This window comes from Lactobacillus gigeriorum DSM 23908 = CRBIP 24.85, assembly GCF_000296855.1.
Taxonomy (GTDB): domain Bacteria; phylum Bacillota; class Bacilli; order Lactobacillales; family Lactobacillaceae; genus Lactobacillus; species Lactobacillus gigeriorum.
Genome location: NZ_CAKC01000030.1, coordinates 18,151 through 34,573, shown reverse-complemented (window position 1 = coordinate 34,573; position 16,423 = coordinate 18,151). Strand labels below are relative to the sequence as shown.

Sequence of the window (16,423 nt, the reverse complement as noted above, 5' to 3'; positions counted from 1 at the left end):
ACCTCCTACTACTTAGAAACCTTGTCATCAGATTCATCTACAGGGGCCTCATTGGCTGAAACCGGTGCTTCCTCTGATGTTTCTGCGGTCTCTTTGGCTAACTGCTTCTTTTGTTGTTCTTCTGCTAACTTAGACAAAGTATCGATATTCAAGTGTTCATTTGAATCATCATCCATATCACGCAATTCAATTTCATGGTGATCCATATCAAGCACACGAATATCCAATCCAAGTGATTGCAATTCCTTAACAAGAACTCTAAATGATTCAGGAACACCTGGCTTAGGAATCTTTTCACCCTTAACAATAGCTTCATAAGCTCTTACACGACCAACAATATCATCTGACTTGTAAGTCAAGATTTCTTGCAAAGTATAAGCAGCACCATAAGCTTCAAGGGCCCAAACTTCCATTTCACCAAAACGCTGTCCACCAAACTGTGCTTTACCACCCAGAGGTTGTTGAGTAACCAATGAGTAAGGCCCAATTGAACGAGCGTGGATCTTATCATCAACCATGTGAGTAAGCTTCAAGTAGTGCATGACACCAACTGAAACACGATTATGGAATGGTTCACCTGTACGACCATCGTAAATAACAGTCTTACCATCTTTGTCAACACCAGCTTGACGAATAGTGTCCCAAACTTCATCTTCATCGGCACCATCAAATACTGGAGTAGCAACGTGAATACCCAATTGACGAGCTGCAGCACCTAAGTGCAATTCAAGCAACTGCCCAATGTTCATACGTGAAGGCACGCCCATTGGGTTTAAGCAGATATCTACTGGAGTCCCATCTGGCAAGTATGGCATATCTTCTTCTGGCATTACGGCAGCAACAGTACCCTTGTTTCCGTGACGACCAGACATCTTGTCACCAACTTGAATCTTTCTCTTTTGTGCAATGTAAACACGAACCATGGTGTTTACACCAGGAGCTAATTCATCGCCAGCTTCACGAGTATAAACCTTAACATCTTGGACGATTCCGCCACCACCATGTGGTACATGGAGTGAAGTATCACGTACTTCACGTGCCTTTTCACCAAAGATAGCATGCAATAAGCGTTCTTCAGCTGATAATTCAGTCACACCCTTAGGTGTTACCTTACCAACCAAAATATCACCATCGTGAACTTCAGCACCGATTCTTACAATACCATCAGCATCAAGGTCTTTAAGGGCATCTTCACCAACATTAGGCAATTCACGAGTAATTTCTTCAGGTCCTAACTTAGTATCACGAGCCTCAGATTCATAATCTTCAATACTGATTGAAGTGTAAACATCGTCCTTAACCAAACGCTCAGAAAGCATGATGGCATCTTCATAGTTGTACATGTTCCAAGTCATGAAAGCAATAAGTGGGTTTTGACCAAGAGCCAATTCACCACGGTCCATAGTTGGTCCGTTAGCAATAACATCCCCAACTTCAACCTTATCACCTTGCTTAACGTTTGGAGTTTGATTATATGACTTAGAGTTGTTGGAACGACGATACTTTTCAAGAACATACTTGTCTAAAGTAGCATCTTCACGACGAATTCTAATTTCGTTACCGTCAACATATTCAACAACACCGGCAGCCTTAGCTAACAAAGCATCACCAGAATCATGGGCAGCACGGTATTCCATACCAGTACCAACCAATGAACCATGTGGATTAATCAATGGCGCTGCCTGACGTTGCTGGTTGGCACCCATCAAAGCACGGTTTGAGTCATCGTTTTCAAGGAATGGGATACATGCTGAAGCAACAGAAACAACTTGCTTAGGAATAACGTCCATGTAGTCGATCTTGTCTGGTGTTACTTCGACGTTGTCTTCCTTGAATCTTGCTAAAATCAAGTCATCCTTGAAAGAACCATCTGGATTCAAACGAGTGTTGGCACCAGCGATAATGTAGTTATCTTCAACATCAGCAGTCAAATAGTCGATCTTGTCGGTAACCTTGTGAGTCTTCCAAGATACTCTACGATATGGAGTTTCAATGAAACCGTACTTGTTAATAACTGCGTATGACGCAAGCGAGTTGATCAAACCAATGTTTGGTCCTTCAGGAGTTTCAATTGGGCACAAACGGCCATAGTGAGTATAGTGAACGTCACGAACTTCATATCCTGCACGGTCACGAGTCAAACCACCAGGTCCTAAGGCTGACATACGACGTTTATGGGTCAATTCACCCAATGGGTTGTGTTGATCCATGAACTGTGAAAGCTGTGATGAACCGAAGAATTCTTTAATACTTGCGACAATTGGACGAATGTTAATCAATTGTTGTGGAGTAACCGTATTTGGATCTTGAATTGACATTCTTTCACGAACAACACGTTCCATTCTTGCCAAACCGATTCTAAATTGGTTTTGCAACAATTCACCAACACGACGAATACGACGGTTACCTAAGTGATCGATATCATCAGTAGTACCTAATTGATCTTGCAAAGCAAAGAAGTAGTTGATAGAAGCTAAAACATCAGCTGGAGTCAAGTGCTTAACGTCCATGTCAATGTGACCGTTTGAGATCAACTTAACTTCTCTTTCAGGATCTACTTTTGAGTAAACTTTGATTTCTTGAACAGTAATTGGGTCAGGTAAAACACCTTCGTTAGATGATTCATAAGTTACCATCTTGAAATCATCACGATCAAGGTAAGTTTCCAAAGTATCCATTACTTCATGAGTAACAACTGTACCCTTCTTAGCAATGATTTCACCAGTATCAGGATCTGCCAAAGTTTCAGCTAAAGTTTGACCGTATAAACGGTTCTTAAGTGAAAGCTTCTTGTTAATCTTGTAACGTCCAACAGGTGCTAAATCATAGCGACGTGGATCAAAGAAACGTGCATATAGCAATGAGCGTGAAGAATCAGTCGTCTTTGGTTCACCTGGACGTAAACGTTCGTAGATATCCTTCAAAGCTTCGGCTACACGTGAATCAGCTGGGTTCTTGTGAACATCTTTTTCAAGCGTAAATTGAAGACTATCGTTCTTACCGAACATATCTAAGATTTCAGCATCTGAGCCAAGACCCATCGCTCTAACTAAAACTGTCAAAGGCAACTTACGAGTACGGTCAACGCGAACGTAAGCTACATTCTTAGCATCAGTTTCATATTCAAGCCAAGCACCACGGTTTGGAATTACAGTCGTACCAAAGATTTGACGACCATTCTTGTCATAATCACCTGAGTAGTAGACACCAGGAGATCTAACTAATTGAGAAACAATGACTCTTTCTGCACCGTTGATAATAAATGATCCAGATTCAGTCATCAATGGCAAATCGCCAAAGAAAACATCTTGAGTCTTAATTTCGTTAGTTTCTTGATTGGTCAACTTCAAAGTAACGTGCATTGGTGCAGCATAAGTTGCATCATGATCACGAGCTTCGTCAACAGTATATTTCGCCTTTTGCAACTTGTAACCCAAGTATTCTAATGAAAGTTTACCTGAGAAGTCATTAATTGGCATAATATCGTCAAAAACTTCTTTGATACCTTTATCAAGGAACCATTGGTATGATTGTGTTTGTACATCGGTCAAGTTTGGTAGATTCAAAACTTCCTTGATTTTTGAAAAACTACGTCTTGTACGATGTTTACCATAATTAACTACGTGTCCGTTTAACAAGGAAAACATCCTTTCTGTTAGAGAAAGCAAATATTACATTTATTTTACAAATTTTAAAAACTGAATTTTTGAGCATAAAAAAGACAAAAATGGCAATTGCCACTTTTGTCTTTATTATTCTGTTGGACAATAGATCAACAGAATTCTGAAATTCAGCCTTTTAAATCACTCGATATTTTACAATAATTTTGCTTGTCCGTCAAATGTCAAGCATTAATTTGCAATTAATTCCGCTGCCACTCGATCAAATTTCAATTGACCATGACTCGCACCAATTTTCAGTTCATCACCTGATTGCAATTCGCCATTGATTAACATCGAAGCAATCTTATCTTCAACATCATTTTGAATTGCTCTTCTCAAAGGTCGTGCCCCATTTTCTGGATCATAGCCATCTTGAGCGATCTTATCTAACGCAGCCCGTGAGATCTTCAAGGCAATATTTTTTTCTGCCAATCTACTTACTAATCGTTTAGTCAACAAAGCAACAATTGCACGCAATTCATCTTTACTCAATTGATCGAAAATAATCGTCTCATCAATTCGATTAATAAATTCAGGTCTAAAGAATTGCTTGAGTGCAGTCTTAACTCGATCTTCACGCAATTGCGCTTGACTAGTTTCGCCGGCTGTAAAACCGACAGCTTTAGTTTCAAATAAACTGCGTGAACCTAAATTTGAAGTCATGATGATAATTGTATTGCGGAAATCAACCTTGCGACCTTTAGAATCTGTTAAAAATCCTTCATCTAAAACTTGTAACAAGAGATTGAAAACATCCGGATGGGCTTTTTCTACTTCATCAAGTAAAACAACTGAATATGGGTGACGACGAACTTGTTCGGACAGTTGTCCACCTTCTTCGTAGCCAACATAACCAGGAGCTGATCCGATTAATTTACTATTCGCAATTGAATCCATGTATTCGGACATATCAATTCTGATCATGTTGTCTTCTGAACCAAAAATTGCAGCAGCTACGGCTTTAGCCAACTCAGTTTTACCGACACCTGTTGGGCCAAGGAATAAAAATGAGCCAATCGGTCTACGCTCATCCTTAATGCCACTGCGACTACGTCTAATTGCCTTAGCAACAGCTTCTACTGCTTTGGCTTGACCAATTACTCGTTCATGTAAAATTGTTTCTAATTTTGCTAGACGTTTAGTTTCGCTAGTTTTCATTTGCGTAACCGGAACGCCAGACCAAGAAGATACCACTTGGGCAATATCTTCCGGAGTTACAACGACTTTACTACTGCTTTGATTAGCAAGCTGCGTAACTAGCGTATCTCTTTGCGCCTTTAAACTATTTTGACGATCTTGCAACCTAGCTGCTTCAACAAAGTTTTGGTTAGCAGCAGCTTCATTCTTTTGCTCAATCACTTTTTTCAATTGTTCATCAAATTGACTCAATCTTGGATTATTGCCAGCATGATGAGCAATTTTAACAGCTGCACTTGCTTCATCAATCAAATCTATAGCCTTATCAGGTAAAAAGCGGTTAGCAATATATCTAGTCGATAAATCGATGGCTGCCTTTAAACTATCATCAGCAATAGTTACGTGATGATAATTTTCATATTTGCGCCGTAAACCTTGCAAAATAGCTAAAGTTGCTTCTGGGGAAGGTTCATTCAAGCGTACCTGTTGGAAACGACGAGATAGAGCTTGATCTTTTTCAACATACTTTTGATATTCATCAAAAGTTGTTGCCCCAATCATTTGCAAATCGCCACGAGCAAGCGCTGGCTTCAAGATATTAGAGGCATCAATTGCACCTTCTGCTCCACCAGCTCCGATTAAAGTATGTAATTCATCAACAAATAAGATTACATTGCCATCTTTTGCGATTTCCTTCAGCATTTTGCGCATCCGGTCTTCAAATTCACCACGATACTTGGTTCCTGCCACCAAATTTGCAATATTTAAGGCCATGACGCGCTTTTTACGTAAATCTTCAGGAACCTGTTTATTCATAATAGCCGTAGCAATTGCTTCCGCCACGGCAGTTTTTCCAACCCCCGGTTCACCAATAAGCATCGGATTATTCTTGGTACGACGAGATAAAATCTGAATAACTCGTTTTATTTCTGCATCCCTACCAATAACCGGATCAATTTCACCATTGATAACTCGTTGATTTAAGTTGGTAGCTGCACGATCAAGAACCGGCGTTGCTGAGCTACTCTTTTGTTCTCGATTATTACCCATATTGTAGCTCTCTGGATTGCTATCGTAATCCCAACCTTGATTGCTACTACCAAAATTGGTGATAGTATCTTCTAAATCGGCCCGCAGTTGATCTAAGTCAACACCAAAATTGTTTAATATCTTGGCAGACAAAATTTGTGGACTAGCTATTAATCCCAGCAATAAATGTTCTGTCTTAATTTCATCACTACCGTATTGTCCTGCCATTCTACGAGCAAAATCTAATACCATGTTCAAACGTGGCGAAATTTCAATATAACTGCTCTTAGCTGATGAACCATAACCAGTGTAACGTTCAATCTCTTCTTTGACAGCTACAGGAGTCAAGCCCCATGAGCGCAAGATTTTACCAGCCACACCATCTGATTCGATTATCATGGCTAATAGTACGTGTTCAGTTCCAATCAAACGATGCTGAAAATACTCCGCTTGTTCACGAGCAATTTCAAGAACCTGATTTGCGCTATTGCTGTATGAAATTTCCATGCTAATTTCCCACCCCTAATTTTGTTTAGCAAATAATACTTCAGTCAAAGCTTCTAAATATTTTTGATCTAATGGTTCAAAGTTATTCAACTTAGGCGAATCAATATCCAATACACCCCATAGTTTATTTTTATTAAAAATAGGTACCACAATCTCTGAATTTGAGTCACTGTCACAAGCAATATGGCCTGCAAATTGATGAACATCCGGTACCAATTGCGTCTCTTGGGTTTGCGCTGCGGTACCACATACGCCCTTACCTAGAGCAATATGAACACAAGCCGGTTTGCCTTGAAAAGGACCTAAAATCAATTCGTTGTTTTCAAATCGATATACCCCTGCAAAATTGACATCGTTCATTTCATTAAAAAGAAGTGCTGATATATTAGCCATATTAGCAATCCAATCATCTTCTCCATCAATCAATGCAGCTGCTTGTTCAAGCAATAATCGATATTCTTCTTCAGTTTTTGCTGCCATCTTCATCAGTCCTTTCCGTAGTTTGATCTATTATATCAGACCACCAGTTCATACGCTAATAAGGTGTTTCAAAACAAAATAAGTCTCCGGTATCTTAATACACCACAGACTTATCTTAGTTGATCGGGAAAACGGGATTTGAACCCACGACCCCTACGTCCCGAACGTAGTGCTCTACCAAACTGAGCTATTTCCCGCTAACAAAAAAACTCACCATTAGGCGAGTTTCAATCATTAAGCGGAAGACGGGATTCGAACCCGCGACCCCAACCATGGCAAGGTTGTGTTCTACCACTGAACTACTTCCGCAACACGAATATTATTATAGCAAATCACTTATAGATTGCAAGCTTTTTTAAAAGCTTAGGATCAAAAACTCAATCCTAAGCGGAAGACGGGATTCGAACCCGCGACCCCAACCATGGCAAGGTTGTGTTCTACCACTGAACTACTTCCGCAACACAAAAAATATTATAGCAAACATTCCCGATATTGCAAATACTTTTTGTAATTTTTTGCGATTAAATTAATGACCCCCAACAAGCATTGTGCCAAAGACCATCCCAATACCTGAACCAGTGGTTGAAGATTGGTTGGCTGCCTTAGTAATATTGTTAAAAATCAACTTAGTTGTAGGTGATAATTGACCTTTAATTGCATATGGTTCAAGTCCTATTCGAATATCGCGCATAACCTTTCCAAGATACGCACCTGATTCAATGTCTCTCTTTGCATCTAGCACAACTTGTCTTTCATCATCTGGCATATCTTCGTAAATTGCGTCGATTAGTTGCGTAAGTAGAAGAGTTCTACCATCATCATCTTGATTTTCATTTTTATGTTCAAAAAACATTTCGTTAACCTCCATAAGCCTCTAGCTTATCCCTTTCGACTTGTTGAGGATATTATAGTTCTTATTACAAAAATATTTCAATTGTTTTACATTCATCATTGCCTTTTCTTAACAAAACAAGATACCTCACAAAGAGACATCTTGTTATCTTGACTATCTAATTTCATTGAATAAGAAACTAAAGCACTAATTGTTCCAATAATCACTAACATCCCCTGACACGCAAAAATCATACTGCTAATAACGAGCGTGCTATTTATAGCTACGTACTTTGACAGTAGCAATGTCGCAATCCATACTACAATTGAGGCAACAATGAAAATATTTATCACTCTATAAGAAGCCATTGTTTGAGCAAATTTTTCAGAAGAGATTTTCTTATTCTGATAGCTAACTTTTGTAAAACTGTGTTTCGATGCAATTGCTACTAGAAGCTGCAATATGCTTATCGCTAATATTTCTATCAATTCGGCCATAATAACTCTATGATCAGGCAAAAATAAGGTAATCAAGATCGAAATAATGACTACTAGCCAGAATAATATATCTATCCTTTTGGATGCTAGACACTTAATGTATTCTTCTCTACTTAAAATCTTCATTTTTAAGTCTCACTCTCACCCAATAAAAAATCCCCTGCAAGCGCAAGGGATCTTTAAACTATTCGTTATCGAAGTTCTCAGGACGCATTGTTGGGAACAACAAAACATCTCTAATTGCTGGAGCATCGGTCAATAACATTACCAAACGGTCAATTCCGATACCCAAACCACCTGTAGGAGGCATACCGTATTCCATTGCACGAAGGTAATCTTCATCAATCATGTCAGCTTCATCATTGCCAGCTTCACGTTCTGCCATTTGTGCTTCAAAACGTTCACGTTGATCATCAGGATCATTCAATTCTGAGAAGGCATTACCGTATTCTGAACCCATAATGAAGATTTCAAAACGGTCAGTAAAACGAGGATCATCTGCATTCTTCTTAGCAAGTGGTGAAACTTCTACTGGGTGACCGTAAACAAAAGTAGGGTCAACAATCGTGTGTTCACAGAATTCTTCGAAAAAGGCATTAATTACGTGTCCTACCTTCCAGAATGATTCACAGTGAATGCCGTGTTCTTCTGCAATCTTCTTAGCTTCATCATCAGTCATTGGCTTCCAGAAGTCAACTCCGGTCTTTTCCTTAATCAAGTCAACCATATGTACACGACGGTATGGCTTACCTAAATCGATTTCGGTACCTTGGTAAACAACCTTGGCATCATCAGAAACTACCTTAGCAGCAGCTTTAATAATACCTTCTGCTTCATCCATTACATCGTGGAAGTCCCAGTATGCTGCATAAGTTTCAAGCTCAGTAAATTCTGGGTTGTGACGAGTGTCTAAGCCTTCGTTTCTGAAAACTCGACCAATTTCGTAAACACGTTCCATGTCACCAACAATCAAACGCTTCAAAGGCAATTCCAAAGCGATTCTCATGTACAAATTAATGTCCAAAGCATTGTGGTGGGTAATAAATGGACGAGCTTCAGCACCACCAGGGATGTTATGAAGCACTGGGGTTTCAACTTCTAAGAAGTCACGCTTGTTCAAGTAATCGCGAATAGCTTGAATAATTTGCGTACGGTGAACGAAACGCATGTAGCTTTCACGGTTAGTAATCAAGTCAAGGTAACGTTGACGATAAATCTGTTCAACATTCTTCAAACCGTGGTACTTATCTGGCAATGGACGAAGTGCCTTTGATAAGAAAGTAACGTGTTGGGCACGAATCGTCAATTCACCAGTATCAGTCTTCATAACTTCGCCTTCGATTCCCAAGAAGTCACCAATATCAGATTTCTTGAAAATCTTGTAGTTGTCTTCACCGACGATATCCTTACGTACATAGATTTGAATCTTTCCCGTACGGTCATAGATATCAGCGAAACCAACCTTACCCTTACCACGCTTAGCAAGCATTCTACCTGCTATTCTAGTTTTAGGCATATCTTCATTTAATTCGTCTTTGTCTTCGCCCAAGTACTTTTCGTCTAAAGTACTTGCAAGATCTAAGCGATCATACTTTCTAACACCAAATGGTTCAATGCCATCTTCACGTAACTCGTCCATCTTTTGACGACGAGCAATTAATTGGTCATTTAATTCATTCTTTGCCAATTTATTTTTCCTCCATTATTCGTTCACTGTACGTCTTTGTGCGCGTTTTGCCTGATGCTTTTCGTATTCGTCGACAAAATCATCAAGTAAATCAAATACTTCTTGACGTGTCCAGACTTCATTTATTTTAGCACGAGTCCGCGCTGAGCGGGGAATTCCCTTCAAATAATACGCAGCTTGTTGTCTAAATTCAGGAACAGCAATCTTTTCGCCTTTCAATTCAACTAAGCCATCAAGTTGATGCTTAGCAGTTTCCACGCGCTCTCTTACTGTTTGTGGTGGCAGCTTTTCACCAGTTTCAAGATAATGTACCATATCTTTTAATTCCCAAGGGTTACCTAAGGCTGCTCTACCAACCATCACTGCAGTAGCTCCAATTTCATCTAAAGCCTTTTTGGCTAATTCAGGAGTAGTAATGTCCCCGTTAGCAACAAATGGAATATCCAAAGCTTGAGCAACGTCATGCAAGGTTTCCCAATCTGCTTGACCTTGATACATCTGTTTACGAGTTCGACCATGCATTGCCAACATCGAAGCACCCGCTTCTTGAGCTGCTAAGGCATTTTCAACTGCAAAAATATGTTTGGTATCCCAACCTAGACGCATCTTAACAGTAACTGGCTTAGAAACATTTTGGACTACTTTATGTACCATCTGATAAATCTTATTAGCATCAAGCAACCACTTTGAACCAGCATCAGTCTTGGTAACTTTAGGAACCGGACATCCCATATTGATATCAATAATATCGGCATCAGTATGTTGATCGATGTATTGAGCAGCTTGCAACAAAGTATCTTCCGTACCACCAAAAATTTGAATACTCATTGGGTGTTCACTTGGATCCACTTGCATCATACTCATGGTCTTTTTATTGCGGTAAATAATACCATGGTCTGAAATCATCTCGCAAACTACCAAACCAGCACCAAATTCCTTGCAGACTACTCTAAAAGCTGAGTTTGATACCCCAGCCATCGGCGCCACAACAACTCGATTAGGAATGGTGATTTCGCGAATTTTCCAACTATTATCCACTAAATCATCCTTTCAAATACCTAAACATTGTAACAAAAAAGCTTTGTTTGACCAAATAATAGCCCAACTAATTGCTTTCTTCATCTTTCTTGCTCAAAATTTGTGTCAATTCTGCTTCTGAATATTTGTATTTATTGCCACAAAAACTACACTTCAATTCAGCTCCATGATCTTCTTCAATCATGTCATGCAATTGCTTACGATCTAAAGTTTGCAAAATATCCGCATACTTCTCTTTGGAGCAGTCACACTTAAAGGCTACCGGATCTTGCTCAAGAATCTTGCAGTCATCGCCTAAAATTTGCTTAGCTAAATCTTCAGGCATCATTCCATCCAACAAGGCACTAGATAAAACCGGCAATTTATTAATGCGCTCAATTGTCTTATCAATTAATTGGTCACTTGCTCCTGGTAAAGCTTGAAGCATAAAACCGCCAGCTGCTCCAATTGTATTATTGGGGTTAACAAAAACTGATAAGCCAACTGCTGATGGAATCTGTTCTGACTTAGTCAAATAGTAGGCAAAATCCTCAGCGATCTCACCAGACACAATTGGTACTTCTCCTGTATAAGGTTCCTTTAAGCCTAAGTCTTTGGTAACTTCTAACCAGCCTTGACCAACTGCCTTTTTCACATCGATATGACCATTAGCTTTAGGTGGAAGCGCAATATGTGGATTTTTCAAATAACCCTTAACGGTATAATCAGCCTTAGCAGTTACAATCGTAGCTCCTACTGGGCCATTACCTAACAATCTAACCGTTAATTCTTCGCCTTCAGTTAAACCAGCAGCTGCTAACAAAAGCCCACCAATCAAGGTTCTACCAAGTACTGCTGATGATGCCGACCAAGTATCATGACGTTTTTGCGCCTCACCTACAAGATCTTTAGCTGTCACTGTCAATAACCGTAAGTTTTTGCTTTTATCAATTGCTTTTACTAAATAATCGTTCATTGTTCTCATCCCATAAAAATAGAGCCTTAACGGCCCTATTTTGTTCTATTTCTCTGAATCTTGATCCTGATCGGAAGTTTTTTCAGTAGTTGATTCTGAAGGAGTATTCAAAGCTTCATCAGTTTCACCATTAGATTGGCTTGCTTCTTCATCTTTCTTTTCTGCCTTCAAAATTTCCTTCTTTTCAGCAGCGGCTTTAGCTTCTTCATAAGTCGAAGCCTTTGACTCGCTAGGATATTCATCCTCATCCTTTTCAGGCATCTTACCAGTTTGGTATAAGGCTAAAATTTGCTTTTCGTTCAAAGTTTCGTACTTGAGCAAAGCTTCAGCAATAATTTGGTGCTTTTCCTTGTTTTCTTTAACAATTTCAAGCGCCTTAGCATGAGCTTCGTCCAAAATTTTCTTAACTTCTTCATCGATCTTTGCGGCAGTTGCTTCACTATATGGCTTCATTCCGTAAGGGTTAACTTCACCCTCTTTTTCTAATTCAACCATTCCTAAAGCATCACTCATACCATAGTTTACTACCATACTATGAGCAATTTGTGTAGCTTGTTCAAAGTCGTTTGAAGCACCAGTTGAACGATCACCAATGGTAGCTTCTTCACCAGCACGTCCACCCATCAAACCAACGATTTGTTCGAATAATTGGTTCTTAGTCAAAATAAATTGGTCATCACGAGGCAACATGATGTTGTATCCACCGGCACGTCCGCGAGGAACAATCGTAACTTTTCTAACTGTTCTTGAATCGCTTAAGACCAAACCACAGATTGAGTGTCCCGCTTCATGGAAAGCAACCCGACGACGTTCTTTTTCAGAAATTAACCGATCAGTCTTAGCTGGTCCAGCAATTACCCGATCTTGAGCTTCATCAATATCTGAAGCAGTAATTTCATTGCCATTACGACGAGCAGCAACCAAAGCAGCTTCGTTTAACACGTTAGCCAAGTCTGCACCAACGAAACCAGGAGTTTGACGAGCTACTTCCTTCAAATCAACATCGCTTGCAAGTGGCTTGTTACGAGCATGAACCTTCAAAATAGCTTCACGACCACGAACGTCAGGACGACCAACCAATACTTTACGGTCGAATCTTCCTGGACGAAGCAAAGCTGGATCCAAAACATCTGAACGGTTAGTTGCAGCAATCACAATAACGCCTTCATCGCCTTGGAATCCATCCATTTCAACCAATAATTGGTTCAAGGTTTGCTCACGTTCATCGTTACCACCGCCCATGCCATTACCACGGCGACGTCCGATCGCATCAATTTCATCGATAAAGATGATACTTGGTGCATTCTTCTTAGCATTGTTAAACAAGTCACGTACACGACTAGCACCAACACCGACGAACATTTCAACAAAGTCAGAACCTGAGATTGAGTAAAACGGTACGTTGGCTTCACCTGCAACGGCACGTGCAAGCAAAGTCTTACCAGTTCCCGGAGGACCCTCAAGTAATACACCAGATGGGATTCTCGCACCTAACTTAGTATATTTCGATGGATTCTTTAAAAATTCAACTACTTCGACTAATTCTTGTTTTTCTTCTTCTTCACCGGCAACATCTGAGAACCGTGTCTTGTTCTTAGCTGGATCTTCTGGCTTAACGTGTGAACGACCAAAGTTCATAATTCCGCCGTTGCCACGACCGCCAGCACCACCTTGGTTCATCATCATCCATAGCATCACAATGAACAAAATAGTTGGCACGATCATTACAATCGTAGAAATCCAATTGCCTGATTGCGATTCACCTTGTGTCGTCATTCGGGCATTAGTCTTTTGGGCTAAATCTTGCACCGTGGAGACACTAGAATCATTTTGCAACATGGTAGTTGAAAACCGCTTTACTTCGCGACTTGAGCTACCATTGAAGAAATCAAAGCTGTTACTTCCTTGGCTCTTAGTCTTTTGGGCTTCTTTATAACTACCAGAAACAATGTACACACCATTTGCAGGCTGAACACTAAAGTTGCTAACTTTGCCTTGGCGCAAGTCCTTGACAAATTCTGAATAACTAATATTCTCGCTGCCACCAGAACTACTATTGCCACCGAGTGCCCAGTTGATGCCCCATAAAAGCAGAAGGAACACAACTATATAGAAAAGGCCATTTGATAATAGCCGATTCCGGTTATTTTTCATATAAAACCTCCGCAAAGTCCTTATAAGATATACGCTTAAAAGTTTAACACAAATACGCGTTTAGCTCTAACATTTTATAAGGATTTTGAATAAATATAATACTTTCTTGCATTTTCAGCAATTTGCTGATTTTGATAAACCTGCTCTACAAATACTACAGTACCATCTAAAGTCATAATCGTTAAGCATAAATGGCGTAATTCTAAAGGAATTGCATTTTGCGCAAACATCTTTTTAGCCTTCGCATGATGGCCATCTTTCAAAAGCAATTTCGTTCCCCTAGGCAAACTGCCAAACTTGAATTTAGCTTCAGTACTACAAAATTCTCCTACCTTCATCAATGACAACCGCTTTTCAGAAACAATAAAATCTTGACCACGGAATCGAATTGCTTGCTCCAACTCTAGTAACTTGGGCGTTGACGCTGGAGGAAGCTTTCCAGGAAGCAAATATTCATAGCCTTGATAATCTTTTAGCAGGTACCCTTTTAACGCTGTTCCTAACCTAAGATGTTGCTGACGCCACAGCTGCTGTTGCCAATAATAATTACGCTCCAAAGATGTCATCTTATCAAGCGCTGATACAGGAGCACGGTAAGCTGTTTGTAAAAATCGTTCTGCAGGAGCTATTTGTGCCATCTGCCTTTGTGCTAAAGACGTTAATAGCTCCATTTGCTGGTTAAAACGCAAGGTATTTTCAGTTAAATCAGCTTGTTCTTGTTTCAAGATAGGAACTACATGATGACGCAAACGATTACGTAAAGTATCATCTTCTGCATTAGTTTGATCTTCAATATATGATAGACCAGCTTGATGATCATAGGCCAAAAGATGATCTTTCGTATAGCTCAGCAATGGTCGTAAAATCTTAACTCCTTGCATTTCACCAACCATTTGTAAACTGTTCATTTCCTCAGGATTACCTGAACGCAAGAGTTTCAATAAGATATTCTCTAACAAATCATCATTGTGATGTGCTGTTAGCAAGTAGCTAGCCCCAACTTTCTTGGCCACTTTAGTCAAAAAATCATAACGCGCTTGCCTTGCAGCCGCTTCAATTCCTACTTTGGGATGTAATGACACCGGCCACTTACCATTGATCAATGGCAAATTATATTGCTGACAATATGCTTCTAATAATCGCACCTCATCACCTGAATCAGGTCGCAATTGATGATCAAAATGCGCTACTACCAATTCAAAATCATGGTGTTTTCGATAATTACGCAACAAATCCAATAAAGCAATAGAATCCGGTCCACCACTAGTGGCAACGACTAGTGTCTTCCCCGCTACTGCTATCTTTTGTTGTTCAAAAAATGTCTCAATCTGCATGATCAGTCTTTCTTGTCTAGCTAATAAAAAAATCGATCAAAAGATCGATTCTATCTCATTACGAAAATCTATCTAAGGCTTGAGTTAATTTGGCAATTTCTTGATGACTATCACTCAAAGTAGTCGTCATTACCTTAGCAAAATCCGTCTTGGAAACATTAGAAACTTGGTTAGTTGGATCTAACAAATCAGGATCATTTAAACGTGCAAGCGATAAAGCGATCCGTCCTTTTGCTACTTTAGTTACGACTACTCGCAATTCATCCCCAACACGATAGCGATTGCGTTCTCTTGACCAGTTTCCACTCCAATCACTGTGGTGAATTAATCCTGACCGATGTCCAGGTAAAGTTAAAAAGAGTCCAATGTCTCCAACATTGTTAATGATTCCTGTAACGCGTTGTCCAACTTGATACTTCATTACTTACCTTTTTCCTCGGGTACATTATAAATTTTTTCATTTGGCCTAGAATAATAAAATTTGTATCGAATCAATTTAGCAACATAATCTGGATCCTTTAGATCAGCATATTTGGTATTCAGCTTTTGCTTTTCTTCTTTCAATTTATTTAAGGTCTTCTTTGAAGCCACAACCTGTTCATTGATCTGATTGTTTTGAACTACTTTGATCGAAATCTGAATTCCTAAAATTAAGAAGACAATGGCAAAGAAAGCCATGATTCGAATGCGACGATTATGATGTTTCCGCTTCTCGATTTTCTTCTGTCTCAAGCGAAGCTGTTGTTCTTCATCGAATCTTCTAGGCGCGCCATATTCATTTTGTCTAACAACTTTCAACTTGCTCATCGTTCTATTCCTTACATTATCTACTATGCTGTTAAGTTTATTATATCAGCGGGAATAGTTTAATCAATTAATTCATACAAATCACTGGCTTCGGCTTTTTTAGTTGTTTCGCGCAAGTCTAAAACTTTAGCCTTAACTTGGCGACTACCATAACCAACTTCAATAATATCATCAATCTTAACGTCATAACTTGACTTTACTACTCGACCATTAACTTGAATTCGGCCTTGATCAGCCATTTCTTTAGCAACGGTTCTTCTTTTAACTAGTCGTGAAATCTTTAAAAATTTATCGATTCTCATCT

Annotated in this window: 13 protein-coding genes and 3 tRNA genes; all 16 read right to left on the bottom strand. The window is 39.5% G+C overall.

Features of this window, described 5'->3' with window-relative positions:
* Window positions 1-8: 8 nt before the first annotated feature.
* The gene (rpoB, locus tag BN52_RS02705; RefSeq protein WP_198324384.1) at window positions 9-3,647 is read right to left on the bottom strand and encodes a DNA-directed RNA polymerase subunit beta; all 3,639 of its coding nucleotides are present in this window, start codon (window positions 3,645-3,647) and stop codon (window positions 9-11) included.
* 204 nt (window positions 3,648-3,851) lie between these two features.
* Window positions 3,852-6,335 carry an ATP-dependent Clp protease ATP-binding subunit gene (locus tag BN52_RS02700; protein ID WP_008472631.1) on the bottom strand — a complete coding sequence of 828 codons (2,484 nt, stop codon included), beginning with the start codon at window positions 6,333-6,335 and terminating at the stop codon, window positions 3,852-3,854.
* Window positions 6,336-6,350: 15 nt separating this feature from the next.
* Window positions 6,351-6,815, bottom strand: coding sequence for a GAF domain-containing protein (locus BN52_RS02695; protein WP_008472630.1), 465 nt, complete (start codon window positions 6,813-6,815; stop codon window positions 6,351-6,353).
* A 123-nt stretch (window positions 6,816-6,938) separates the two neighbouring features.
* A tRNA-Pro gene (locus tag BN52_RS02690) sits at window positions 6,939-7,012 on the bottom strand.
* Between the two features lie 40 nt (window positions 7,013-7,052).
* Window positions 7,053-7,124 (bottom strand) — tRNA-Gly (locus BN52_RS02685).
* A gap of 77 nt (window positions 7,125-7,201) precedes the next feature.
* A tRNA-Gly gene (locus BN52_RS02680) sits at window positions 7,202-7,273 on the bottom strand.
* Window positions 7,274-7,341: 68 nt separating this feature from the next.
* Complete coding sequence (locus BN52_RS02675; protein ID WP_008472628.1) at window positions 7,342-7,668, bottom strand: bacteriocin immunity family protein; 327 nt, start codon at window positions 7,666-7,668, stop codon at window positions 7,342-7,344.
* A gap of 95 nt (window positions 7,669-7,763) precedes the next feature.
* On the bottom strand, window positions 7,764-8,270 hold the full coding sequence (locus BN52_RS02670; protein WP_008472627.1) for a hypothetical protein: 507 nt from the start codon (window positions 8,268-8,270) through the stop codon (window positions 7,764-7,766).
* Between the two features lie 58 nt (window positions 8,271-8,328).
* On the bottom strand, window positions 8,329-9,831 hold the full coding sequence (gene lysS / locus BN52_RS02665) for a lysine--tRNA ligase (protein WP_008472625.1): 1,503 nt from the start codon (window positions 9,829-9,831) through the stop codon (window positions 8,329-8,331).
* 15 nt (window positions 9,832-9,846) lie between these two features.
* A complete protein-coding gene (gene dusB, locus BN52_RS02660) occupies window positions 9,847-10,869 on the bottom strand; it encodes a tRNA dihydrouridine synthase DusB (RefSeq protein WP_008472624.1) in 1,023 nt (340 codons plus the stop codon).
* Between the two features lie 67 nt (window positions 10,870-10,936).
* Window positions 10,937-11,824, bottom strand: a complete 888-nt coding sequence (hslO, locus tag BN52_RS02655; RefSeq protein ID WP_008472623.1) for an Hsp33 family molecular chaperone HslO — start codon at window positions 11,822-11,824, stop codon at window positions 10,937-10,939.
* A 45-nt stretch (window positions 11,825-11,869) separates the two neighbouring features.
* Window positions 11,870-13,978: an ATP-dependent zinc metalloprotease FtsH gene (ftsH, locus tag BN52_RS02650; protein ID WP_008472622.1), complete on the bottom strand. Its 2,109-nt coding sequence runs from the start codon at window positions 13,976-13,978 to the stop codon at window positions 11,870-11,872.
* A 74-nt stretch (window positions 13,979-14,052) separates the two neighbouring features.
* Window positions 14,053-15,312 carry a tRNA lysidine(34) synthetase TilS gene (tilS, locus tag BN52_RS02645; RefSeq protein ID WP_008472621.1) on the bottom strand — a complete coding sequence of 420 codons (1,260 nt, stop codon included), beginning with the start codon at window positions 15,310-15,312 and terminating at the stop codon, window positions 14,053-14,055.
* Between the two features lie 58 nt (window positions 15,313-15,370).
* Window positions 15,371-15,733, bottom strand: a complete 363-nt coding sequence (locus tag BN52_RS02640) for a S1 RNA-binding domain-containing protein (RefSeq protein ID WP_008472620.1) — start codon at window positions 15,731-15,733, stop codon at window positions 15,371-15,373.
* Window positions 15,733-16,119, bottom strand: coding sequence for an FtsB family cell division protein (locus tag BN52_RS02635; protein ID WP_008472619.1), 387 nt, complete (start codon window positions 16,117-16,119; stop codon window positions 15,733-15,735). Before BN52_RS02635 ends, BN52_RS02640 begins: the two co-directional genes overlap by 1 nt.
* A 59-nt stretch (window positions 16,120-16,178) precedes the next feature.
* Window positions 16,179-16,421: an RNA-binding S4 domain-containing protein gene (locus tag BN52_RS02630; RefSeq protein WP_008472617.1), complete on the bottom strand. Its 243-nt coding sequence runs from the start codon at window positions 16,419-16,421 to the stop codon at window positions 16,179-16,181.
* Window positions 16,422-16,423: the final 2 nt, after the last annotated feature.